Consider the following 22,263-nt stretch of genomic DNA (forward strand, 5'->3'; position numbering starts at 1 on the left):
TACCATGATTCCATTTTCCATACTCGACCTCGCGCCCATCGCCGAAGGCAGCGATGCCAGCCAGTCGTTCAAGAACACGCTCGACCTGGCGCAGCACGGCGAACGCTGGGGCTACAACCGCTACTGGCTAGCCGAACATCACGGCATGCCCGGCATCGCCAGCGCCGCCACGGCCGTCGTGATCGCCCATGTGGCGGCCGGCACGAACACCATCCGCGTGGGCGCGGGCGGCGTCATGCTGCCGAACCACTCGCCGCTCGTCATCGCGGAACAGTTCGGCACCCTGGAAGCGCTGCACCCGGGCCGCATCGACCTGGGCCTGGGCCGCGCGCCCGGCTCCGACCAGACGACGGCGCGCGCCCTGCGCCGCGACCTGCAGTCCGACGCGGAGCAGTTTCCGCAGGACGTGCTGGAATTGATCGACTACATGTCCGACGAGCCGCGCCAGCGCGTGCTGGCCGTGCCCGGCAAGGGTGCGAAAGTGCCCGTGTGGATACTCGGTTCCAGCCTGTTCGGCGCCCAGCTGGCCGCCCACCTGGGCTTGCCGTATGCGTTCGCCTCGCACTTCGCGCCGCAGATGATGATGCAAGCCGTGGCCTATTACCGCGAACACTTCAAGCCGTCGAAGCAGTTGGCGCAACCGTACGTGATGCTGGGCTTTAATGTGTTCGCCGCCGACACGGATGCCGAAGCGCACCTGCGCGCCACGTCGATGCAGCAGGCGTTCGTGAACCTGCGCACGGGCCGCCCATCGCGTCTGCAACCGCCCGTGCCCGGCTACCTGGAACAGCTGGGTCCGCAGGAACGCGCCATGCTCGATTCCGTCCTGTCGTGCACGGCCATCGGCGCACCGGACACGGTGAAGGCAAAGATGGCCGCCTTCATCGCCGAGACGGGCGCCGACGAATTGATGATCACCTCGCAGATCTTCGAGCACCAGCACCGCCTGCGCTCGTATGAAATCACGGCACAGGTGCATGCGGAGCTGGCGCGCGCGCAGTAACTTCACTGTCTCCCCCGGTATTTCCCCAAATACCCTTTTCCCGGCCGTCGGCAACGATCGCCGGGATTTTTTTGCCTGCTGTTTTGCCTGCTGTTTTGCCTGCTGTTTTGCCTGCTGTTTTGCCTGCTGTTTTGCCTGCTGTTTTGCCTGCTGCGTTGCCCGCCGTCCCGCCGCAAAATCGGCCCTGCCCGGCAAGAAATGCGCAGCCCCGCTATCATGCTCATCCAAAAGCATCATTCCAAGAAAGTTGTACCGTATGAAATCTGCACCATCGTCCGTCGACGCCAGCACCCTGCTGAGCTCCACCCGTATCCTGTTGTTCGCCCTGGCCGCCGGCGTGCTCGTCGCCAGCCTGTACTACGTGCAGCCGCTCACATCCATGCTGGCCGCCTCGTTTGGCGTGAGCGTGCCGCAAGCGGGCTACCTGGTGACAGCCACGCAGATCGGCTACGTGCTGGGCATCGTCTTCCTGGTGCCCCTCAGCGACGTACTGAACCGCCGCCAGTTGCTGACGTGGATGCTGATCGCCAAGATCGGCGCCCTGCTGCTGGCCGCTACCAGTCAGAATATTATCGTCTTTGCCATCGCCAGCGTCTTGATGGGGATCACGGCCAGCGCATTGATGGTCGTCACGGCCATGGTGGCTTCGTATGCGCCCGACCACAGCCGGGGCCGCATGGTGGGTACCGTCATGACGGGTTTATTATTAGGCATCTTGCTGGCGCGTACCGTGTCCGGCACCGTGTCGCAGATCAGCGGCGGCTGGCGCACCGTCTACGTGCTGGCCGCCATCGTCGTGGCCGCCCTGCTCGTCATGCTGCGCCGCATCCTGCCCAACGAAGCGCCGCGGGGCAAGCTGCAATACGGCAAGCTGATGGCTTCCCTGGCCGACATCATCCGCCAGGAACCCTTGCTGCGCCAGCGCGCCCTGTTCTCGGGCCTGGGCCTGGGCACCTTCAGCGTGTTCTGGACGGGCCTGACCTTCTTGCTCAGCGGCGCGCCGTATCACTATTCGGAAATGCAGATCGGCCTGTTCGGCCTGGCGGGCGCCACGGGCGCCTTTGCCGCCAACACGGCGGGCCGCATGGCCGACCGCGGCTATGCGCGCCAGGCGACCTGGCTGCTGGCCGTCGCCTCGATCGCGGGCTGGGCCCTGATCGGCTTCGGCGCCCATTCGCTGGTGCTGCTGTTGATCGGCATCGTCCTGCTGGACATGGGCGTGATGGGTTTGCAAGTCACGCACCAGTCCATCATCTATAAACTGGCGCCGCATGCGCGGGCGCGGGTCACCACCGTCTTCATCGCGGGCGGCTTCATCGGCGCCTCGGCAGGCTCCGCGCTGGCCAGCGCCAGCTTTGCCGCCGGCGGCTGGCCCGCCCTGTGCGTGGTCGGCGGCGCCATGCCGCTGCTGATGCTGCTGGTGTGGAGCAAGTACCGGCATACACAGCGCAGGCTGGAACGGGCAAGCGCCACCTGAACCAGCGCGAAAAAAAAACCGCTCAGCCGAGCGGTTTTTTTACGTCCTTATTTCGCCTGCGCGCGCGCCTTGCCAAACGCATCGCCCGCCTTCCAGGCCGGCATCTTCGCGGCGTTGGCCACGGCTAGACCCAGGTTCAGGGTGAACTGCGCCTGCTGCGTCATGCCGGACAAGTCCCAGCTGGCGTCGTACTCATCGGTGACCTGATGGTAGCGGGGGCCGTAGGCGGCCGCCTTGGCTTTCGACGCGGCCACGTCCTTGATGTACTCGCGTCCGCCATTGATGGAAAACGCGGGCACGCCCGCCTTGGCAAAGCTGAAATGGTCGCTGCGGAAATAGCCGCCGGCCAGGTCGGGACGCGCTGCCGCAATGTGCATGCCCATGGCTTTGGCGGTTGCCGCCGCCATGGCCCCCAGCTCCGTGCGCTCGCTGCCCTGCGCGCCGATGTCATGCGTGGCGCCCACGAAGTTCAGGCTGTCCAGGTTCAGCGCTGCGGCCGTCTTGTCCAGCGGCCACAGCGGATCGGCCGCGTAGGCGGCGCTGCCCAATAGCCCCTGTTCCTCGGCCGCCACCCACAGGAAGATCTGCGTGCGCTTCGCAGGCTTTTTCACGGCTTCCTGCGCCATGGCCAGCAAGCCGGCCGTGCCCGAGGCGTTGTCGACGGCGCCGTTGTAGATCGTGTCTCCAGAGTCGCCTTGCTTGCCCAGGTGGTCCCAGTGGCCACTGTAGATAACGGCTTCATCTTTCAATGTCGGGTCGGTGCCCGGCACCATGCCGGCGATATTGAATTGCTCCACCTTGCGCACGATGGACTTCATCTCGCCCGACAGCTTGGCGTTCAAGGCGACGGCCTGGAAATCCTTGCTTTCCGCCTTGGCGCGCAAGGCGTCCAGGTCCTGTCCGCCCGCCGCAAACAGGCGGCGCGCCGCGTCTTCCGCGATCCAGCCCTGCAGGGGCGTGCCGGCCGTGCGGTCGGCCAACTGGAAACGTTCGCTGCCGCTCCAGCTGTTCTGCACCACGCTCCAGTCGTACGAGGCCGATGGCTTCGTGTGGATCAGCAACACGCCCGCAGCGCCCTGGCGCTTGGCTTCCTCGAATTTATACGTCCAGCGGCCGTAATAGGTCAGCGCCTTGCCGGCGAAGCGGTTCGGATCAAGCGCAGTCGGCTGCGGGTCGTTGACCATCATGACGACGATCTTGTTTTTGACATCGGCACCCTTGAAATCGTTCCAGCCCTCTTCCGGCGCCGTGATGCCGTAGCCGACGAACACGAGCGGCGCGTCGAATGTGTGCGCGGCAACGGAGTCGCCCGTGGCCCAGACCCAGTCCGGGCCGAACGCCAGCGGCACGGCCTTGCCGCCCGCCACCGCCTGCAGGCTGCTCTCGGCCGGCAGCGACTTCACGCCGGCGATCTGCACGCTCTGGCGGTAGCTGTTGCCGCGCACAGGTTTCAGGCCCGCCATCTGCGCCTGGGTTTCCAGGTAGGCCACCGTCAGGTCGGCGCCGCGCTGGCCCGTGCCCCGGCCTTCCAATAAGTCGTTGGACAGGAAGGCCAGGTGGGCGCGCAGGGGCGCTTCCTGCACCACGGGCAAACTGGTGGCGGCTTGGGCGGAAAACGCCAGCGCCAGGCTGGAAGCGAGCGCCGTGACGGCCAGGGAAGAAAACAGCTTCTGCATAAGATCCTTTGGATAAGAGGAAACATTCAGTCCGGCGGATGGCCGAGCCGGCGATTGTATGCCATGGGGCAGGCGCGGCAAAATGCGGACGAAAAAAATCCCCGCGGCAAGGGCGGGGATTGCATCGAAGGGTAATTTACACCAGCAAGGCGGCCGCCAGCGATTCGATCTCTTCGGCCGATTCCTCGAGTATCGTGTGCAGGGTGCTGCCGCCGATGCCAAAATCGATCTTCGCCGCCGCCTGGCGCCGCGCGGCGCTTTCCGGCGGGTGCAGCGGCGAGCCGACGGGCGACAGATCGTTGGCCAGCACCAAGGTCGCGCCCAGGGTGCGGGGCGGGAACGTGCTGCCGCCGTGCCACATGCCTTCCACGGCCTGCAAGACCATGTCCGGCACTTGCAGCTGGCGCAGCACGCCGCGGCCGATCAGTTTTTCGCCGTATTCGATCCAGTCTTCGGTATTGTCGTCGAGCAAGCCCGGATATTCCTCGGCGCGCGACAGCAGATAAAAGCCGCCCACTTCGTGCACGATGGCGGCAAACATGGCCGTTTCCACGTCCACGTGCGTGACTTTCCGGGCGATCACCTGGCTCAGCGCGGCCACATGGGCCGTGTGTTCCCACAGCTTGGCCGCCTTGGCGCGCAATTGCGGGTCGGTGATCTGGCTGCCCAGCTGGCGCACGATGACGGACGCCACCATCGATTTCAAGGTGGCAAAGCCCAGGCGCGAAACGGCCGCGCGCACATTGGCGATTTCATTGCCGGAACGGTTGTAGGCGGCCGAGTTGGCCAATGCCACGACCCGCGCCGACAGCAGCGGCTCGGCCATGACCATGCGGGCGGCAGCTTCGATATGGCAATCGGGGTCGTCCAGCGCTTCCTGCAGCTTCAAGGTGGCCTTGACGTTGGCGGGGAACGTCAGCTCGCCCTTGCTCGCTTGCAGCGCGATAATCTTGAATACTTCCAGTCTGTCCATGGGTCAATCTCCGGTACGGGCCTATTAGGCTCTGCTGTGTGGGTGGGCCGGGAACGCGCATGTATCCCCGGCCTGGCTCCCGTTTCCGGCAATATTACAGCAAGTTTATACGCAGCCCTATTACTTTCCGGAAACTTTTCCTGCCACGCCTTCGACAAAATAATCCATCTTCGTCAGCGCCGCATCGTCCAGCACGCCTTTCTCCAGGCGCACCTTGCCATCGTTATCCTTGATCGGCGCGCTGAAAGGATTGAGCTTGCCAGCAACCAAGTCTTTCTCGCGCGCCAATACAAACTGTTTCACATCGGCGGGCACGGCCGCGTTGATGCCTTCCAGCTTGACCATGCCATCCTTGATACCGCCCCAGGTGCTGCTGGACTTCCACGTGCCGTCCAGCACGGCCTGCGCCTGCTTCGTGTAGTACTCGCCCCAATGGTGGGTGACGGCGGCCAGCTGCGCCTTCGGCCCGTATTTTTTCATGTCCGAGTGGTAGGCGATCGCATACTTGCCCTTCTCTTCCGCCGCCTGCACCACGGCCGTCGAGTCCGTATGATGGGTGACCACGTCGGCGCCCTGGCCGATCAGGGTGATGGCCGCGTCGCGTTCCTTGCCCGGGTCGAACCAGCTGTTCACCCACACCACTTTGACTTCCGCCTTCGGATCGACGCTGCGCATGCCGCGCGTGAAGGCGTTAACGCCCTGCAACACTTCCGGGATGGGAAACGCCGCCACGTAGCCGGCCACGTGGGTCTTGCTCATCTTGCCTGCCAGCACGCCGGCCAGGTAGCGGCCTTCGTAGAAACGCGCATTCGTGTTGGCCACGTTGACGGCCGTCTTGTAACCGGTCAAATGAATGAACTTCACATTAGGAAATTGCTTCGCCACTTTCAAGGTGGGATTCATGTAGCCGAACGAAGTCGTGATGACCAGCTTGCTGCCCGTTTGCGCCAGGTCGCGGATCACCCGTTCCGCATCGGCGCTTTCCGGCACGTTTTCCACGAACCTGGTGCTGATCTTGTTGCCCAGCGCCTTTTCCATTTCCTTGCGCGCCTGGTCGTGCTGGGTGGTCCAGCCCGCGTCGCCGATGGGGCTGATATACACGAAGCCGACGTTCAGCGGAACGGTGGCGGGCGCGGCGGCCATGGCAGGCATGGCGGACATCAGCGCAACACTGCAAACGGCGGCGCACAATAGTTTCTTGGACATGGTTTTCCTTGTGGTGAGTGATTAATTTCCGGGATTGAAATTTTTCCCCAGCGAAGCGGGCATGTTGAGCTTGATGTAATTGGCATTGCTGGAAATGAGCACGAGCACGACGATGGCCGCCACATACGGCAGCATCGACAGCAGCTGCGAAGCGATGGGCACGCCCAGCGCCTGCGCGTGGAAGGTCAGAATCGTGATGCCGCCAAACAGGTAGGCGCCGCCCACCACGCGCGCCGGGCGCCAGGTGGCAAAGGTCGTCAGCGCCAGCGCGATCCAGCCGCGTCCCGCCACCATGCCCTCGACCCACAGCGGCGTGTACACGAGCGACAGAAACGCGCCGGCCAGGCCGCAGCAGGCGCCGCCGAACAGCACGGCCGCCAGGCGGATGCGCCGCACGGGGTAACCGAGCGCATGCGCGGACGCTGGCGACTCGCCCACGGCGCGCAGCACCAATCCTGCCCGCGTGCGGTACAAGAACCAGGCGATCGCCACGCACAGCAAGAGCGACAGATACACCATCGGATGCTGGCGGAACAGGGCCGGCCCCAGCACGGGAATGTCTTCCAATAAAGGGATGCCGAAGCGGCCATTGTGCAGACTGTTGCCCACATACTTCAAGCCGATATACGTGGAGGCACCGGCGCCGAACAGCGATAAAGCCAAGCCCGTCGCGTACTGGTTCGTGCCCAGCCACACGGTCAGCCAGGCAAAGAAGCCGGACAGCACCATGCTGGCGCCCGCCCCAGCCAGAAAGCCCAGGGTGGGGCTGCCCGTGTTGACGGCCACGGCAAAGCCCGTGATGGCCGAGACCAGCATCATGCCTTCCGCGCCCAGGTTCACCACGCCCGCCTTTTCATTGACGAGCAACCCCAGCGCGGCGAGCATCAGCGGCGTGCCCGCGTTGATGCTGGCGGCGATCAAGGGGGCGATCGTCAGGGCCAGGTTATCCATGTTTCCTCCAGCGCAGTTTGTATTGGATCAACACATCGCAAGCGAGCAAGGCAAACAGCAGGATGCCCTGGAACACGCCCGTGATGGCGCTGGGCAAGCCGAGGCGCGATTGCGCCAGTTCGCCACCGATATAGAACAGGGCCATGACGAAGCTGGAAAAAATCACGCCGACCGGATGCAGCCGCCCCACGAAGGCGACGATGATGGCGGCAAAGCCATAGCCGGGCGAGACGGTGGGAGTCAGCTGCCCCATCGGCCCCAGCACTTCGCAGGCGCCCGCCAGGCCCGACAGGGCGCCGCAGATCAGCAACGACGACCACAAGGTCTTGCGCGAAGAAAAACCTGCATAGCGGGCGGCGGCGGGCGCCATGCCGCCCACGCGCAGGCGGAAACCCGCAATGCTTCTGGATAAATACAGCCAGCCGCCCAGCGAGGCCAGCAAGGCAAACACGATGCCTACGTGCAAGCGCGTGTCGCTGATCACCATCGGCAACAGCAAGCCGTCCGACAGCAATTTCGACTGGGGAAAATTGAACCCTTCCGGGTCGCGCAGCACGCCGTACACGAGATAGCTGAGCAGCAATTGCGCGATGTACACCAGCATCAGCGAGACGAGGATTTCGCTGGCGTTGTAGCGGTCGCGCAACCACGCCACCAGTCCCGCCCACGCCATGCCGCCCGCCATGCCGGCCAGCAAGGAAACGCCGATGATGGCCGCGCCTCCCACGCCATCGTCCAGGTACAAGGCGGCCGCGCCGCCGCAGATGGCGCCCAGGGTCAGCTGCCCTTCCGCGCCGATGTTATAGATGTTGGCGCGAAAGCAGATGGCCAGGCCGACGGCAATCAGGAGCAGCGGTGCCACCTTGAGGCCCAGTTCGGACCAGCCATGCGCGTCGCGCAAGGGTTCCACGAAGAAGACGGCCAGTCCCGCCAGCGGGTCATGGCCCAGCGCCATAAACAGCAAAGCGCCGCACAGCACGGTCAGCAGCACGGCCAGCACGGGCGACAGCCACGACATCAGCCGCGACGGGGACGGACGGGCTTCCAGGCGCAAGGCGAACTTAGCCATGGGCCGTCCCCTTAGGGTACACCTGACGCTTTTCCACCCGCAAGGCGAACTTAGCCATGAGCTGCCTCCTGCGGCCACAGCCCGCTCATCCATTGCCCCACGAGCGTCACGCTGGCCTCGCCCACGTCCAGCGATGGTGAAATCTTTCCTTTCGCCATCACCAGCAGGCGGTCGCTGATCTCGAACAATTCATCGAGTTCTTCCGACACGATGAGCAAGGCACAGCCCGCGTCGCGCAGCGCCAGCAATTCGGCGCGGATTTGCGCGGCCGCGCCCACGTCCACGCCCCAGGTCGGCTGCGCCACCACCAGCACCGTGGGTTCGCGCATGACTTCGCGTCCGACTATGTATTTCTGCAAGTTGCCTCCAGACAGGCTGCGCGCCAGCGCCTGCGGCCCGCCCGCCTTCACCTGGAAGCGGGCGATGATGGCGGCCGCCCGCTGCGCGATCGCGCCACGGCGCAGAAAGCCGTGGCGGATGGTGGCGGGGGTCTGCAAGCTCAATAGCACGTTGTCGGCCAGCCCCATGTCGGGCACGGCGCCCCGCCCCAGCCGTTCTTCCGGCACGAAGCCGAAACCGAGGGCGCGCCGGCGGCCCGGCGGCAGGCGCCCGGCAGGCGTGCCGTTCAGCACGATGCTGGCGGGGGCCGCGCGCATGTCCTCGCCCGACAGGGCGGCCAGCAATTCCTGCTGGCCATTGCCGGACACGCCCGCGATGCCGACGATCTCGCCCGCGCGCACGTCGAAATTGATATCGATCAATTGCGTGGCGAACGGGTGGCTCTTCGGCAAATGCAGATTGCGCACGCTCAACATGGCCGCGCCGGGCGTGCGCGCCACGCGCGTGACGGCGGGCGGCTCGGCGCCGATCATCATGCGCGACAGGCTGGCCGCCGACTCTTGCGAGGGGTCGCACACGCCCACGTTCTTGCCGGCGCGCACCACCGTGCACGTGTGGCACAGGGCGCGGATCTCGTCGAGCTTGTGGCTGATGTAGAGGATGCTGCAGCCTTCGGCCGCCAGCTGGCGCAGGGTAGCGAACAGTTTTTCCACGGCGCCCGGCGTCAGCACGGACGTCGGCTCATCGAGGATCAGCAGTTGCGGCTTGGCCAGCAGGGCGCGCACGATTTCCACGCGCTGGCATTCGCCCACGGAAAGCGTGTGCACGTGGCGCTGCGGTTCCAGGTCCAGGCCGTACTGGCGCGCCGTCGCTTCGATGCGCTGGGCCAGCTCCGCCATGTTGGTACCGGCGGGCAAACCGAGGGCGATGTTTTCCGTGACCGTCAAGGTATCGAACAGGGAAAAGTGCTGAAACACCATGGCGATGCCGAGCGCGCGCGCGGCCGACGGGTTGGCGATCCCGACCTCGCGGCCATTCCACAGGATGCGGCCGCCGTCGGGCTGCACGGCGCCGTAGATGATTTTCATCAAGGTCGATTTGCCGGCGCCGTTCTCGCCGAGCACGGCGTGAATTTGTCCGGGCGCGACGGTGAGATGGATGCCGTCATTGGCCACCACGGCCGGATAGCGCTTGCTGATATCGAGTAATTCCAGGCGTGCCGTCATTGTTTTTTTCGTGCCTCGCTGCGGGGTCGCCGGCCTAGTCGCCGGTGGAAAAAATCAAGCTGTTGTCTCTATCGTATCGGCATCCGCAGCGCTTGGGGGATGGCGTGGCGGCACGCATTTCTATTTCCACAAAAAAACAACACCTGTATACAATTTTGAAAAAAATTATCAGCTTTACAGCGGCCGCCTTGCCCCGCAAGGGCGAGAAGGTGCGATGATTATATGCAAGAACTGATAGTAAGTATGCAGATAAGACATATCGCCCAGCGCGGCACTTCTCGCATCATGGATTGAACGGCGCGCAATGCCCCATCGCAGCGCGACATGCGCGCCAGTGGGCTCCCCCGTGCGCCCAGCCATTCCCAGTTCCCGTTTTCCAACATCGCCATCAGGAGCCGAAAGTGCCAAAAACCATACCGTGTCTGTTGCTCTGCCTCACTACCACTCTGGGCGTGGGCGCGACCGCCCAGGCTGCCGAATGGAGCGATACCGCGCTGAGCTGGCGCGCCGGCAATGATTACCGCGAGCCGTTCAATCCGGACGACATCAAGAAGAATATCTTTGCCATCACGCACGCCAGCGGCTACAAATACGGCAGCAACTTCGTCAACCTGGACTTCCTGATCTCCGACAGCAAGGACCCCGGCGCGCTCGGCAAGACGTCCGGCGCCCAGGAGGCGTACCTGGTGTACCGCAACACCATCGACATCGGCAAGGTGCGCGGCAGCGACATCAAGTTCGGCCCCGTGCGCGGCGTCGGCGTGACCCTGGGCTTCGACGTCAATACGAAAAATGACGTCGGCTACAACTCGCGCAAGCGCATGCTGGTGGCCGGCCCCACGCTGATGTGGGACGTGCCCGGCTTCTTCAACACCAGCCTGCTGTTGCTGCGCGAAAGCAATGCCCCCAGCGGCGCCTTCCCGCCCATCTCGCAAGTGACGGGCCGCTACACGTATAAAACCCACGCCATGCTGACGGGCGCCTGGGCCATCCCCTTGTCGCCGCTGTTCTCGTTCGAAGGTTTCTTCAACCTCATCGACTCGAAAGGCAAGGATGAAGTGGGGCGCGACACGGCGGTGGAAACGAATATCGACATGCAAGTGATGTACGACGTGGGCGCGGCCTTGGGCAGCGCCAAGAACACCTTCCGCGTGGGCCTGGAATACCAGTACTGGAAGAACAAGTTCGGCAACTCGCCCGCCACCACGGGCAACGTGGGCCAGACGGCGAAGACGCCGATGATACGCGCGGAGTACCATTTCTAAGAATCATTGTCCCGCATCAACACCCACCGTCGCGCCTGATGCCAGCATGAAGCTTTCCATCTGGCGGAGAGCGCGACCGTGGAAGAAGGGCTTGCGAATCATCCAACATACCGCTCACCCGGTCGCTCGAACACCTCACGCTACGATCCAATCACGTCCACCCCGTGCATGTCGCAAGACAGGATCACATTGCAGGTGCGTGGCATCACCTGCCACCCCACACGATTTGACAGGCCTCGCGCCCTCCCCGATACTTGTTCTCATCTGTACCAACTACACAAGCGCAGACTACCTTGTAGTCACGTTTGCCAGCACGAATGAATATTGTCCCCCCCGCCGCCCCCTACATCGGCCGCTTCGCCCCCTCCCCCTCCGGCCCTCTGCACATGGGCTCGCTCGTTGCCGCCATGGCCAGCTATCTCGATGCCAAGGTGCATCATGGAACGTGGCTGCTGCGCATCGAAGACCTGGACTATGACCGCAATGTCGAGGGTGCCGACCTCGGTATCCTGGCCAGCCTGCGGCGCTGCGGCATGCACTGGGATGGCGAGGCGACGTGGCAGAGCCGGCGGCTGCCGCTGTACGAGGCGGCGCTGAAACAGTTGCAGGATGCTGGCCTCGTGTATGCGTGCGGCTGTTCGCGCAAGGAGATTCAGGATTCGGTGCTGCAGGCGGGCGCGCCCAAGGGGGGCGCCGCCGTGTATCCGGGCACCTGCCGCCATGGCCTGGCGCCGGGCAAGGCGGCGCGGGCCTGGCGGCTGCGCGTGCCGCAGGGGCCGCAAGCCGTGTACGGCTTTGCCGACCGCTGGGCTGGTCCGCAGCAACAGGACCTGGCCAGCGAGGTGGGCGACTTCATCGTGCTGCGCGGCGACGGCTTTTGGGCGTATCAGCTGGCCGTGGTGGTCGACGATGGCGCGCAGGGCATCACGCAGGTGGTGCGCGGGGCGGACTTGCTCGACTCTACGCCGCGCCAGCTGTATCTGCAGGATGTGCTGGGCTTGCCCCATCCCGGCTTTTTGCACGTGCCCGTCGTCGTCAATGACAACGGCGAGAAACTGTCGAAACAGACGGGCGCCCTCGCCTTCGATACGGGCACCGATGCGGCCGAACTGCTGGCATCGGCACTGCTGCCGGCGGCCCGCTTCCTCGGCCTCGACGTGCGCGCCGACGACGTGGAAGATTTCTGGCGGCAAGCCGTGCCCGCCTGGGCGCAGCGGCTGGCGCGCCTTCCCGGGCACGCATAAAAAAACCCGCCACGGCACGAGCCGGGCGGGTAGCAATGCAGGCGCCAGCACATGGCCGGCGCCTGGAACCGAACATTTAAGAAAACCGTAGCGAGCGGCAGTGAGTTGCGGCCGAGAAGCGCAGCTGTGCTTTAGCACAGTGAGCATCGCAGGCCGCAACTCACGACGCGCAGCAGGTTTGCTTATGTGTTCTTAGAAGTTGCCTTTGAATTGCACACCAAATTGACGTGGCTCATTGATGAAGCCCGTGCGGTTGTTGAAGTCGATGGCGCCCGTGATACGCTGGGTGTCGGTGATGTTGCGGCCAAACGCGGCCACTTCATACTTGCCGGCATCCCAGGTGTAACCCACGCGCAAGCCGCCTTCGACCATCGGCTTGCCGGTGAACTCGGTTGCCTCATACAGGAAGAAGTTGATCTTGCTGCGGTAAGCCCAGTCCGTGAAGACGAAGAATTCGCCGTTTTCCATCGGGATCGAATAGCGGCCCGTGGCGGTGATCGTCCACTTCGGCGCTTGCGGCAATGGATTGCCGTCGATGATGGCACGGTTGCCCGTGGTCAGCGGATCGGTCACGGTGCAACGCGTTTGCGCGCAGGTAGCGATCGACAGGCTCGGGTCCTTGATTTCCGTGAAGTTGTAGCTGCCGCCCAGGGACATCTTCAGGCTCGGCGTGACAAAACCTTCCAGTTCCAGCTCGGCGCCGCGGCCGTTCGTCTTGGCGGCATTGATCAGGCGCGTGATGTTCGACGTGCCGCCCACCACCGTCAGCTGCTGGTTTTTCACCTGGTAGTCATACACGCTGAACGCGACGCGGGCGCGGCGGTTGAACAAATCGGCCTTGATGCCCGCTTCGTACGAAGTGATGGTTTCCGCATCGGCCACGGTAACAGGCACGCTGGTGCTGGCCGGGGCGATACTTGGCGCGCGGAAACCGGTGGCGACACGCGCGTAGAAGTTCACGTCCTTGTTGTATTTATAGGTGCCGCTCAAGTCCCAGTTGACCTTGGCTTTGCTGACATCGGCGCTGGTCGGATTGACCTGCACGATGTTGGTCGCTTCCACCGTGTTGAAATCCTTCTTGTCCTTGGTGTAGCGCAAACCGGCGCGCAGCATGAAGTCGTCGTTGACGGCGTAGTTGACGGAACCGAACGTGGCCCAGGCCGAGTTCTTCTGGCGGCTGGCCAGGTGCGTGGTCAGCACGTGCGTGTTGCTATCGAAGTTGTCGGTGAAACCGTTGGCATCTTCGTTGAAGTAGTACACGCCTGCCTGCCAGTTCAGGGGACCGGCATTTTTCGATTCGGCGCGGAACTCCTGCGAGTATTGTTTCACGCTGGTGATGCCGCCGGCCGTTTCGACCTGGAAAGGAATGAAGCCGGGGCCCGTCGGCGTGCCGCCATCGATGTCGCCATGCGACACGTAACTGCCGACCTGTTCAAAGCCGGTGATCGAATACAACTTGACGCCGTCCAGGTCCCAGCTCAGGCGGGCGCTGGCGCCGTTGGTGCGCAGGTGCTGGAAATTCGGCGCATTCGTGAACGACTTGTTCGGGTCGAAACCGTCGACGATGTCGTTCGTGCCCTGCTTGATCATGTTGGCGTAGAAGACGCGCGCGCTGCCCGTGGTGTTGCGCTGGTGCACATTGAACAGGGCGTTGAACGTGGTGTTCGGTGCGTACAGCAATTGCACGCGTTCCGCGTGTTCGTTGTAGCCGTCCAGCGCATCTTTCTGGCCCGTAAACGTATTGTCGACGTAATCGTCGCGGTGCTGGCGCAGGGTCGAGAAGCGCAGCGCCCATTCTTTGCTCAGCGGCACGTTGACGGCGCCGTCGAAGTTGGTCGTGTTGTGCGTGGCGGCGGAAACGTTGTAATAGCCTTCAACCTTGTCCAGCTTCGGCTTGACGGATTCGAACTTGACCACGCCGGCCGGCGTATTGCGACCGAACAAGGTACCTTGCGGGCCGCGCAGCACTTCCACGCCAGCCACGTCGAAAATCGGATAACCCTTGAGGATGGGATTTTCTTGCACGACATCGTCGTAAATCAGGGAAACAGGTTGCGATGCGAAGATGTTGAAGTCGGTATTGCCGTAGCCCCGGATGTAGAAGCGGGGGAAGGTGCGGCCATTCGACGATTCCACGTTCAGGCTCGGCACTTTGCCGGCCAGCACGCGGATATCCTGGCCGCTGGACACGAGCACGTCGAGCTTCTCGTCGCGCAGCAGCGACACGGAAACGGGCACGTCGCGGATATTTTCCTTGCGGCGCTGTGCCGTCACGGTCACGGTTTCCAGCTGGCTGGCGGCAGGGGTCGTATCAGCAGCGACTTCATCAGCATAAGCCGAGCCGATAGGCAAGGCAGCGGACAGTGCCAGCATAGCAGCGCTTTTGGCGCACAAACGCTTGTGCATCTTGGACATCTTGATCATGTGGTTTCCCAGAAGTTTAAAAAAAGAATTGCGAAATCTGTCTTTCTTGCAACCTGTCTCCGGGTTATATACGGCGCTGGACGATCGTTTGCACCGTCATGGTGCAGCAGCGCGAGCGGATGTTCCCCCGCTCTCGGCGTCACTGGCTCTGTCCTGGCTGTCACTCAACTTGACAGCGGTTCCGGCCGCATCTCTGGGATGTCTGATGAACACCAACTTTTAAGTAAGGCGCCAATTTAATTCAAGCGGCTTATGCGCTGCAAGAATATTGTTATGTAAAATATTTATTCACCAACATAAAAGCCTGACTAGTGGTTATTCAGCCACAATACGCTCAGGGGCTTGCTGTTTTGCCCATTTTCCGGCCCTGGCGCCGCCATTGCGGCGAGGCGGCGAAATGCTGCCTGCAAGACAGGCCCGGGCCGGTATTTGACTGTAATATCGCCGTACTTGCCCTTGCCGCGCTGCCCCATCCCAGTGCAGCGGCGGCGCGCCGCACCATTGCCGACCTTATCCATGCCAGAACCGAGCCAGCACAGCCACGACATCACTTCCTCTCCCGCCGCCGCGCAGGCCGCGCACATGCTGCTGGGCGCCCATTGCGACATCGTCTGGAGCACGAAAACCTTCGGCCAGTTCGATGCCGACCAGCCGTCCTGGCGCGCATTCACGGGCCAGACGGAAGCCGAATTGCTGGGCCGCGGCTGGCTCAATGCCCTGCATCCGGACGACCGCAACTTGCCTTACGTCATGCCGTCGCATCTGACGAGCGTGTTCGAGGCGGAATACCGGCTGCGCCACGTCAGCGGCAGCTACCGCAATGTGATCGTGCGCATGCTGCCCGTGCTGGCGCCCGACGGCAGCATCGTTGAATGGCTGGGCTCGCATTGCGACGTGACGCAGCAACGGCAGACGGAACAGCGGCTGCGCCTGGCCATGCAGGGCGGCCGCATGGGCACGTGGGAAATCGACCTGGGCAGCGGCAGCATGGCTTGCTCCGACGCCTTCAAGGCCAATCTGGGCCTGCCGCCAGCCAGCCACATCGATTACGCGCAGCTGACAGGCGCCATGCTCGAAGGCGACCTGCAGCACTGGCAGACGGTGGTGCACGCGGCCATCGCCAGCGCCAGCGATTTCGAGGTCGACATCCGCGTGCGCTGGCCCGACAGTTCGCTGCACTGGGCGCACATGCGCGGCACCTGCGCCAGCGACGGGGCCGGCAATGTGATCGCCCTGTCCGGCATCTCGCTCGACCTGACGGCCAGCAAGCAGAACGAGGAAACCCTGCGTCTGACCCTGGCGGCCGGCGAAGTGGCCACCTGGAACTGGGACATCGTTGCCGACCGCGTGACGGCCGACAGCAATATGGCGCGCTTGTTCCCCGTCAATGCCGATGCGCCCACGGCGGCGCCGCTGGCGCGCTACCTGGACATCATCCATCCAGATGACCGCGAGCAAGTCAGCGCGCAGATTGCCCAGGCCGTGCACGCCCACACGCCATTCGAGGCCAGCTACCGCGTCGCTGCCGGCGATGGCCAGTACCGCTCGGTCATCGCGCGGGGCCGCGCCGAATATGCACCCGATGGCACGCCCTTGCAATTTCCAGGCGTGCTGCTCGACATTACCCGCCAGAAACAGGTGGAAGATGCGCTGCGGCGCAGCGAGGAACGCTACCGCACCCTGATCGAGCTGATGGACCAGGCCTTTTGCGTCATCGAAATGCTGTACGACGAGCAAGGCCGCCCTGTGGACTTCCGCTACCTGGAAGGCAACGCCGCCTTCGTCAAGCAGTCGGGCCTCGACAATGCCATCGGCAAGACCATCCGCAGCTTCGTGCCCGACCACGACCAGCACTGGTTCGACCTGTACGACCAGGTCGTCAAGACGGGCGAACCCGTGCGCTACGAAAACGAAGCCGTGGCCATGGAGCGCTGGTTCGAAGTCTTCGCCGCGCGCCTGGGCGGCCCCGGCAGCCGCCTGCTGACGGTGCTGTTCAGCGACATCAGCGAGCGCAAGCGCTCGGAACAGCAATTGCGCCAGCTGGCCGACAACCTGTCCGAGATGGACCGGCGCAAGACGGAATTCCTGGCCACCCTGGCGCACGAACTGCGCAACCCGCTCGCGCCGATCCGCAACGGCTTGCAAATCATGCGCCTGGCCGCCGACAAGCCCGCCACCGTGGCGCGCGTGCGCGACGTGATGGAGCGGCAAGTCAATCAGATGGTGCACCTGGTCAACGACTTGCTGGACGTGGCGCGCATCACGCGGGGGCAGATCGAACTCAAGCTCGAACGCGCGGACTTGAAAACCATCATCGCCAGCGCCGTGGAAACGAGCATGCCGCTGATCGAAGCGAGCCGCCACCAGTTGCAGGTGCAACTCGCTGAAGAGCCGCTGCCGCTCGAGGCCGACCCCACGCGGCTGGCGCAAGTGCTGGGCAATTTGCTCAACAACGCCGCCAAGTACACGCCCGCCGGCGGCCACATCAGCTTGCGCGCGGTACGCGATGGCAATGAGGCCTTGATCGAGGTCAAGGACAGCGGCGTGGGCATTCCCGCCGAATCGATCGCCACCGTCTTCGACATGTTTACCCAGGTGTGCCAGAACATGGGCCGCGCCCAGGGCGGCCTGGGCATCGGCCTGTCGCTGGTGCGGCGCCTGGCCGAGTTGCATGGCGGCAGCGCCACGGCAGCCAGTCCCGGCGCCGGCCTGGGCAGCACATTTACCGTGCGCCTGCCGCTGCTGAAAGAGGAAGCCAAGGCCCCCGCCGCACCGGACGCGCCCGCGCCCGCCGCCAGCGCCCGCCATTTCCGCGTGCTGGTGGTCGACGACAACGTCGATGCGGCCGATACCCTGGCGGCCGTGCTCGACATGATGGGCCATGCCACGCAAGTGGCTCACGATGGCGCGCAGGCGCTGGCCGTGGCGCCGCAATTCTTGCCTGACGTCATCTTCCTCGACATCGGCCTGCCCGGCATGAACGGCTACGAAGTGGCGCGCGCGCTGCGCCGGATACCGGCCGGCGCCAACGTCGTGCTCGTCGCATTGACGGGCTGGGGCGCCGAAAACGACCGCAGTCAATCGAGCGCGGCCGGTTTCGACCACCACCTGACCAAACCGGCCAACCTGCTCGCTATCGGCGAACTGCTGGCTACCCTTTCTACTCCGAAAATACCTACAGACCATGACTGACTCCCCGAACCACATCCGCCGCACCCTCCTGCTGGCCGCTGGCGTCACCCTGCTGTGCCCGGCACCACTGCTGTTTGCCGCGCCCGCCACCAGCATCACCAGCGCCCACACGCAGCTGGCCGCGCTGGAACAGGCCGCCGGCGGACGCCTCGGCGTTGCCGCCTGGCGCCAGGGCAGCGAACTGCGCGTTGCCTACCGCGCCGACGAACGCTTTCCCCTGGCCAGCACCTTCAAGGCCATGCTGGCGGGCGCCGTGCTGGCCCGCAGCGTCAGCCAGCCGGGCTTGCTGGACCAGCACGTGCGTTACGAGAAAAAGGAACTGGTCACCTATTCGCCCATCACGGAAAAGCATCTGGCCGACGGCATGCGCGTGGCCGACCTGTGCGCCGCCACCTTGCAGTACAGCGACAATAGCGCGGCCAATTTCTTGATGACAATATTAGGCGGGCCGCAAGCCGTGACGGCATTTGCGCGCAGCATCGGCAATACGGTATTCCAGCTGGAACGCTGGGAAACGGAACTCAACAGCGCCATCCCCGGCGAAGTGCGCGACACGGCCAGCCCCGCGTCGATGGCGCACAGCTTGCAACAATTGTTGTTGGGAAATAGTTTCCCGGCGCCGCAGCGCCAGCAGCTGGACGCCTGGATGCGCGGCAACACGACGGGCGACAAGCGCATCCGCGCCGGCGTGCCGGCCGGCTGGCAGGTAGCGGATAAAACGGGCTCGGGCGCCTACGGCAGCGTCAACGACATCGGCGTGGCCTACCCGCCCAGCGGCGCGCCGCTGCTCATCGCCGTGTACTACACGCGCGAACAGAAAAACGCGGACACGAATCAGGACATCATCACGGCCGCCACGCGCATCGTGACGGCCGCGTTGGCCTAATTAGATCCAACCCTGATAAAACCGTCGCGAGCGGAAGGGAGCTGTCGTCGAGAGCGGAACTGTGCTTTAGCACAGTGAGCATCGCAGGCGGCAGATCACGACGCGCAGCAGGGTTTATAAGGTCGTTGGGGGCAGTGCGGCCATGAAACCCGCGTACGTGGACCAGGCGGGGTCGGCCGCGCTGCGGATTTCAATCGGAAATTTCGGGCGCGGCGCCAGCGCCGTGTTCAGGCGATTGAAGAATTCTTCGCCCGACTGCGTGTAATAAATCCATTCGCGCAAGTTTTCGCCCGTCGACACGAGCGCCAGGGTGGCGAAGCCGTCTTCTTCCACCACGGGCGCCAGCGCCGCTTCCAGCTCTTCCATATGCTCGCGCTCGTTCGGCGCGGGCATGCCCGTCTCGTCCTCATAACGCCAGGCGATGATGATGCGGTCCGGCTGCGACGACAGGTCCCAGTCGTCATGGAAGGTGTCGACATAGCGGTAGATGATGGCCATCTCGTCGCTATGCGTGACGATGGTGCCCCAGCTGCGGGCGGAAGTGGAATTTTCGTTCATGGTTGCAACAGTCAAAAAAATAAATCGAGGGAGCGCAGCTTACAGCACTGGCGGGCAAGTCACATTCCAGGCGTCATACTGGGCGCCACTCTTGCGCAGCCAGACGCGGGCATAGCTGTCGCGGTCGCTCTTGAACACCAGCGCATAGCGCTCTTCGGCACGCGGGGCGGCGGCGCCTACGTCGACGGCCGCCAGCGTAAACTTGAGCGCGCGCGATGGGGCGCAGGCCGTGTTACCCGCCATCAATAATCGCGCCCGCTCCAGCAGAGGCTTCTGGTACAGCAACACGCCTTCCAGTTCCACATCGGGAATCCGTTGCAGCATGCGCACGGGTTCGGCCACCGCGCGGCAAGTGCCACGGTCGAGCCAGGCGTAATACTCCATGCCCGCCTCTTGCCAGCGGGCCTGCCTGCCCTCGCCGTGCAACACGAATTTGGTGCGCTGCGTGCGGCACAGCGCGCCATGACCGCGATACGGCGGCGTTTCCACGCTGCCCACCACTTCGCGGCCGCGGCTACCGACCACGGGCACGCTCTCGAACACGGTGCGCGTGGCCGGTTCACCCGGATATTGCTGCGCATAAAAATCCAGCAAGGACGCGCGCTGCTGCGCATCCACCGCCACCGCCTCGGCGGCACTGGCAGAGAGGCACGCGGCCGACATTACACACAGCGCCAATGGGCGCACGAAATATCCTGGCATGGCATTCCTTCAATCGACATTCAGGGGCGGGTATCGCCCAAGCGCCGATTATATAGTTACCAGGAAATGCCAGGCGGACGGCCGTCAGGACGTGCGCCTGGTGGCAAAGGCGAAACAGAGTTGATATTTAGTAAGAATCTGTCTTGCTGCTCAATACATTCATCAACAATTGCCGCTTCGCCAGCAAGGCGGGATCAAACGCCGTCCACTGTTCCAGCCGCAACGCATACGCGGGCGCCATCATCCAGCCGAACACCTCCGCCTTGTCTTCCTCGGGGCCGTAGGCGGCGTACAGGCTCACCAGCCCGGGCTGCGGGTGGCCCAGGTTCTGGAAACCCTTGCCGTAGGCCGTGGCGCCGCCCTGGCCGTAGGCCGTGCCAGGCGGGTTCAGGGCCAGCCAGGCGGGGTCGCGGTAATAGAAATCGTCGAACAGCCGGTATTCGATGAAGTGGTAATACTCGTGGTGCACGCGCAACTCCATGCCGGACGGACACAGGGCGGCCAGCAGGTTGTCGGCGTAGACGACGCTGTCGATTTCCGGCGCCGGCATGGCCAGGCGGCGCTGGCCGTCCACGCTCAAATCCTTCACCAGCACGACGTGGCGCAAGCCCGTGCGCGCGAAGACGCCGGCCGGGTAGCGCTCCATGGCCGGCAGGACGATGCTGAGCAGCAATTGCAGCCCGGCACGGTCTTGCGCCGAGTCCGTGAAAGCGTGCGCCTCGCTGCCGGGCATGGCCAGGGTCCAGGCGGGCGCCAGCTGCAGGGCCGCCAGGCGCGCCGTGGCGATGGCCTGCAATTGCGCCACGCTGGCGTCCTTGGGCGCGACGGGCGCATAACGCACGTTCCAGTCGCACTCGCTGCGCATGCTGTCTTGCTGGGCGGCACGCTCGAACGCTTGCAGGTCGGCCGCCGATGGCGCGGACGGGACGGTGCTGGCGCAAGCGGACAGCAGTACGGCGGCAAAGCAGGACAGCAGGCGGCAAGCAGGCATGGGATCTTTCACGGGCATAAAAATGGGGCGCAATCGCTGCGCCCCATTGTACAAGCTGTAAATTGCCTTACTGCATCAGCGCTGGTAATTCTTGAAGAAATTCCAGCTGATCGCGGTGGCGTCCGGGCCCAGCTCGTCGCTGAATGGCCAGCCGGGAGGACCGCCGCTCCACGCGTGGTTCATGCCCTCGACCGTGTACTTTTGCGCGATGACGGCGCCGTTGTGCAGGTAGGTGTCGATGGAATAGCTGCGGCCGTACGGCACCGTCTGGCGCACGATGCTGTCGGCACGGTAGCGCACGCTGTCATTGTCGAGACCATCGTCGCCGTAATCGCTGGTCTGCAGGAATTGCTCGATGGTTTGTTCGCCGTTGACGGGGTTGACGACGATGTCCGAAGTGCCGTGAAACACCATCGTCGGCATCAGCCGGCGCGGCGAACCGGAGCAGCGCCAGGCATCCTTGCCCCGCACTTTCGGGTCGAACGAGCTGCCGTTGAACAGCGAGTCGGCCGCCGTGACCATGCCGGTAGCGCCCTTGTACATGCCGCCCGAATGCACCATCACGGCGGCGAACACGTCGGAGTAGCAGGCGGCCATGATGGACGCCATGGCGCCGCCGGCCGAGATGCCCGTCACGTACACGCGGCTGTCCTGCACCGCGTAGTTATTCTTGACCTTGTTCAAGATGCCCATCAGCACGGCCGGCTCGCCCGTGCCCCGCTCCTGGTTCAAGGGCAACATGAAATTCCAGCAACGCATGGGGTTGGCCGTAACGTTCTGGCGCGGGTAGACGACGATGAAGTTTTCGCTGTCGGCCAGCTGGTTGTAGCGGCTGACGGCGGCCATGCTGTTCGGTTCCGAACCGCAGCCGTGCAGCATCAGCACCACGGGCAGCGGCGTGTTCGGATTGTAATTGCTCGGTAGCCAGACCTGGTATTCGCGCGAACCCCACAGGCTCGCGTACAGGCCGAAGTCCCACTGCCCGGCGGAAGCCGGCAGCGCGGCCAGCAAGCCGCAGGCGGCGATGAGTGCAGATAACAAGTGACGCAGTTGCTGATGCAGATTTGCCATGCCAGTCTCC

18 protein-coding genes are annotated in these 22,263 nt (G+C 64.0%); 6 read left to right on the plus strand and 12 right to left on the minus strand.

Annotated features, from left to right (window positions below; all coding sequences use genetic code 11):
* Positions 1–4 precede the first annotated feature (4 nt).
* Both AC1RJW_RS13870 and AC1RJW_RS13875 read left to right on the plus strand, forming a co-directional pair.
* Complete coding sequence (locus tag AC1RJW_RS13870; protein WP_493045422.1) at positions 5–1,003, plus strand: LLM class flavin-dependent oxidoreductase; 999 nt, start codon at positions 5–7, stop codon at positions 1,001–1,003.
* Positions 1,004–1,259: 256 nt separating this feature from the next.
* A complete protein-coding gene (locus AC1RJW_RS13875) occupies positions 1,260–2,480 on the plus strand; it encodes an MFS transporter (protein WP_493045423.1) in 1,221 nt (406 codons plus the stop codon).
* Between the two features lie 47 nt (positions 2,481–2,527).
* On the opposite strand, the gene AC1RJW_RS13880 is transcribed toward AC1RJW_RS13875, so the two are convergent.
* The 6 genes from AC1RJW_RS13880 to AC1RJW_RS13905 all read right to left on the minus strand — a co-directional run bounded on the left by AC1RJW_RS13880 (position 2,528) and on the right by AC1RJW_RS13905 (position 9,920).
* Positions 2,528–4,156: a M28 family peptidase gene (locus AC1RJW_RS13880; protein WP_493045424.1), complete on the minus strand. Its 1,629-nt coding sequence runs from the start codon at positions 4,154–4,156 to the stop codon at positions 2,528–2,530.
* A gap of 136 nt (positions 4,157–4,292) precedes the next feature.
* Positions 4,293–5,129 (minus strand): HDOD domain-containing protein, encoded by an 837-nt coding sequence (locus tag AC1RJW_RS13885; RefSeq protein WP_326458580.1) that lies wholly within the window; start codon positions 5,127–5,129, stop codon positions 4,293–4,295.
* A 120-nt stretch (positions 5,130–5,249) separates the two neighbouring features.
* On the minus strand, positions 5,250–6,335 hold the full coding sequence (locus AC1RJW_RS13890) for a BMP family ABC transporter substrate-binding protein (protein WP_493045425.1): 1,086 nt from the start codon (positions 6,333–6,335) through the stop codon (positions 5,250–5,252).
* Positions 6,336–6,356: 21 nt separating this feature from the next.
* Positions 6,357–7,286 (minus strand): ABC transporter permease, encoded by a 930-nt coding sequence (locus AC1RJW_RS13895; protein ID WP_493045426.1) that lies wholly within the window; start codon positions 7,284–7,286, stop codon positions 6,357–6,359.
* A complete protein-coding gene (locus tag AC1RJW_RS13900) occupies positions 7,279–8,355 on the minus strand; it encodes an ABC transporter permease (protein ID WP_493045427.1) in 1,077 nt (358 codons plus the stop codon). Before AC1RJW_RS13900 ends, AC1RJW_RS13895 begins: the two co-directional genes overlap by 8 nt.
* A 50-nt stretch (positions 8,356–8,405) precedes the next feature.
* The gene (locus tag AC1RJW_RS13905; RefSeq protein ID WP_493045428.1) at positions 8,406–9,920 is read right to left on the minus strand and encodes an ABC transporter ATP-binding protein; all 1,515 of its coding nucleotides are present in this window, start codon (positions 9,918–9,920) and stop codon (positions 8,406–8,408) included.
* Positions 9,921–10,321: 401 nt separating this feature from the next.
* On the opposite strand from AC1RJW_RS13905, the gene AC1RJW_RS13910 reads away from it, so the two are divergent.
* Complete coding sequence (locus AC1RJW_RS13910; protein ID WP_493045429.1) at positions 10,322–11,185, plus strand: outer envelope protein; 864 nt, start codon at positions 10,322–10,324, stop codon at positions 11,183–11,185.
* 317 nt (positions 11,186–11,502) lie between these two features.
* The gene (gluQRS, locus tag AC1RJW_RS13915; protein WP_493045430.1) at positions 11,503–12,429 is read left to right on the plus strand and encodes a tRNA glutamyl-Q(34) synthetase GluQRS; all 927 of its coding nucleotides are present in this window, start codon (positions 11,503–11,505) and stop codon (positions 12,427–12,429) included.
* A gap of 192 nt (positions 12,430–12,621) precedes the next feature.
* Here the strand turns inward: gluQRS and AC1RJW_RS13920 are convergent, their stop codons facing one another.
* Together AC1RJW_RS13920 and AC1RJW_RS13925 are read right to left on the minus strand one after the other, a co-directional pair.
* Positions 12,622–14,853, minus strand: coding sequence for a TonB-dependent receptor (locus AC1RJW_RS13920; protein WP_493045431.1), 2,232 nt, complete (start codon positions 14,851–14,853; stop codon positions 12,622–12,624).
* Positions 14,854–15,161: 308 nt separating this feature from the next.
* Entirely contained in the window at positions 15,162–15,371 is a 210-nt protein-coding gene (locus AC1RJW_RS13925) for a hypothetical protein (RefSeq protein WP_493045432.1), read from the minus strand.
* Between AC1RJW_RS13925 and AC1RJW_RS13930 the strand changes: the two genes are divergently transcribed.
* Both AC1RJW_RS13930 and bla read left to right on the plus strand, forming a co-directional pair.
* Positions 15,370–18,045 (plus strand): hybrid sensor histidine kinase/response regulator, encoded by a 2,676-nt coding sequence (locus AC1RJW_RS13930; protein ID WP_493045434.1) that lies wholly within the window; start codon positions 15,370–15,372, stop codon positions 18,043–18,045. The two genes, AC1RJW_RS13925 and AC1RJW_RS13930, sit on opposite strands and share 2 nt — an antisense overlap.
* Positions 18,038–18,931: a class A beta-lactamase gene (gene bla, locus AC1RJW_RS13935; protein WP_493045435.1), complete on the plus strand. Its 894-nt coding sequence runs from the start codon at positions 18,038–18,040 to the stop codon at positions 18,929–18,931. The genes AC1RJW_RS13930 and bla overlap by 8 nt, the downstream gene beginning before the upstream one ends.
* 114 nt (positions 18,932–19,045) lie before the next feature.
* Here the strand turns inward: bla and AC1RJW_RS13940 are convergent, their stop codons facing one another.
* The 4 genes from AC1RJW_RS13940 to AC1RJW_RS13955 all read right to left on the minus strand — a co-directional run bounded on the left by AC1RJW_RS13940 (position 19,046) and on the right by AC1RJW_RS13955 (position 22,253).
* Positions 19,046–19,489 carry a DUF695 domain-containing protein gene (locus tag AC1RJW_RS13940; protein ID WP_493045436.1) on the minus strand — a complete coding sequence of 148 codons (444 nt, stop codon included), beginning with the start codon at positions 19,487–19,489 and terminating at the stop codon, positions 19,046–19,048.
* A 39-nt stretch (positions 19,490–19,528) separates the two neighbouring features.
* Positions 19,529–20,191 carry a hypothetical protein gene (locus tag AC1RJW_RS13945; protein WP_493045437.1) on the minus strand — a complete coding sequence of 221 codons (663 nt, stop codon included), beginning with the start codon at positions 20,189–20,191 and terminating at the stop codon, positions 19,529–19,531.
* 127 nt (positions 20,192–20,318) lie between these two features.
* Positions 20,319–21,182 carry a hypothetical protein gene (locus AC1RJW_RS13950; RefSeq protein WP_493045438.1) on the minus strand — a complete coding sequence of 288 codons (864 nt, stop codon included), beginning with the start codon at positions 21,180–21,182 and terminating at the stop codon, positions 20,319–20,321.
* Between the two features lie 75 nt (positions 21,183–21,257).
* Positions 21,258–22,253, minus strand: a complete 996-nt coding sequence (locus AC1RJW_RS13955) for an extracellular catalytic domain type 1 short-chain-length polyhydroxyalkanoate depolymerase (protein ID WP_493045440.1) — start codon at positions 22,251–22,253, stop codon at positions 21,258–21,260.
* Positions 22,254–22,263: the final 10 nt, after the last annotated feature.

The organism is Janthinobacterium sp. GW822-FHT07A03, from assembly GCF_058798815.1.

Bases quoted from the DNA above. Each gene is read 5' to 3' on its own strand.
- AC1RJW_RS13870 (WP_493045422.1), top strand. From the start codon at position 5: ATGATTCCATTTTCCATACTCGACCTCGCGCCCATCGCCGAAGGCAGC.
- AC1RJW_RS13875 (WP_493045423.1), top strand. From the start codon at position 1,260: ATGAAATCTGCACCATCGTCCGTCGACGCCAGCACCCTGCTGAGCTCC.
- AC1RJW_RS13880 (WP_493045424.1), bottom strand. From the start codon at position 4,156: ATGCAGAAGCTGTTTTCTTCCCTGGCCGTCACGGCGCTCGCTTCCAGC.
- AC1RJW_RS13885 (WP_326458580.1), bottom strand. From the start codon at position 5,129: ATGGACAGACTGGAAGTATTCAAGATTATCGCGCTGCAAGCGAGCAAG.
- AC1RJW_RS13890 (WP_493045425.1), bottom strand. From the start codon at position 6,335: ATGTCCAAGAAACTATTGTGCGCCGCCGTTTGCAGTGTTGCGCTGATG.
- AC1RJW_RS13895 (WP_493045426.1), bottom strand. From the start codon at position 7,286: ATGGATAACCTGGCCCTGACGATCGCCCCCTTGATCGCCGCCAGCATC.
- AC1RJW_RS13900 (WP_493045427.1), bottom strand. From the start codon at position 8,355: ATGGCTAAGTTCGCCTTGCGCCTGGAAGCCCGTCCGTCCCCGTCGCGG.
- AC1RJW_RS13905 (WP_493045428.1), bottom strand. From the start codon at position 9,920: ATGACGGCACGCCTGGAATTACTCGATATCAGCAAGCGCTATCCGGCC.
- gluQRS (WP_493045430.1), top strand. From the start codon at position 11,503: ATGAATATTGTCCCCCCCGCCGCCCCCTACATCGGCCGCTTCGCCCCC.
- AC1RJW_RS13920 (WP_493045431.1), bottom strand. From the start codon at position 14,853: ATGATCAAGATGTCCAAGATGCACAAGCGTTTGTGCGCCAAAAGCGCT.
- AC1RJW_RS13930 (WP_493045434.1), top strand. From the start codon at position 15,370: ATGCCAGAACCGAGCCAGCACAGCCACGACATCACTTCCTCTCCCGCC.
- AC1RJW_RS13925 (WP_493045432.1), bottom strand. From the start codon at position 15,371: ATGGATAAGGTCGGCAATGGTGCGGCGCGCCGCCGCTGCACTGGGATG.
- bla (WP_493045435.1), top strand. From the start codon at position 18,038: ATGACTGACTCCCCGAACCACATCCGCCGCACCCTCCTGCTGGCCGCT.
- AC1RJW_RS13940 (WP_493045436.1), bottom strand. From the start codon at position 19,489: ATGAACGAAAATTCCACTTCCGCCCGCAGCTGGGGCACCATCGTCACG.
- AC1RJW_RS13945 (WP_493045437.1), bottom strand. From the start codon at position 20,191: ATGCCAGGATATTTCGTGCGCCCATTGGCGCTGTGTGTAATGTCGGCC.
- AC1RJW_RS13950 (WP_493045438.1), bottom strand. From the start codon at position 21,182: ATGCCTGCTTGCCGCCTGCTGTCCTGCTTTGCCGCCGTACTGCTGTCC.
- AC1RJW_RS13955 (WP_493045440.1), bottom strand. From the start codon at position 22,253: ATGGCAAATCTGCATCAGCAACTGCGTCACTTGTTATCTGCACTCATC.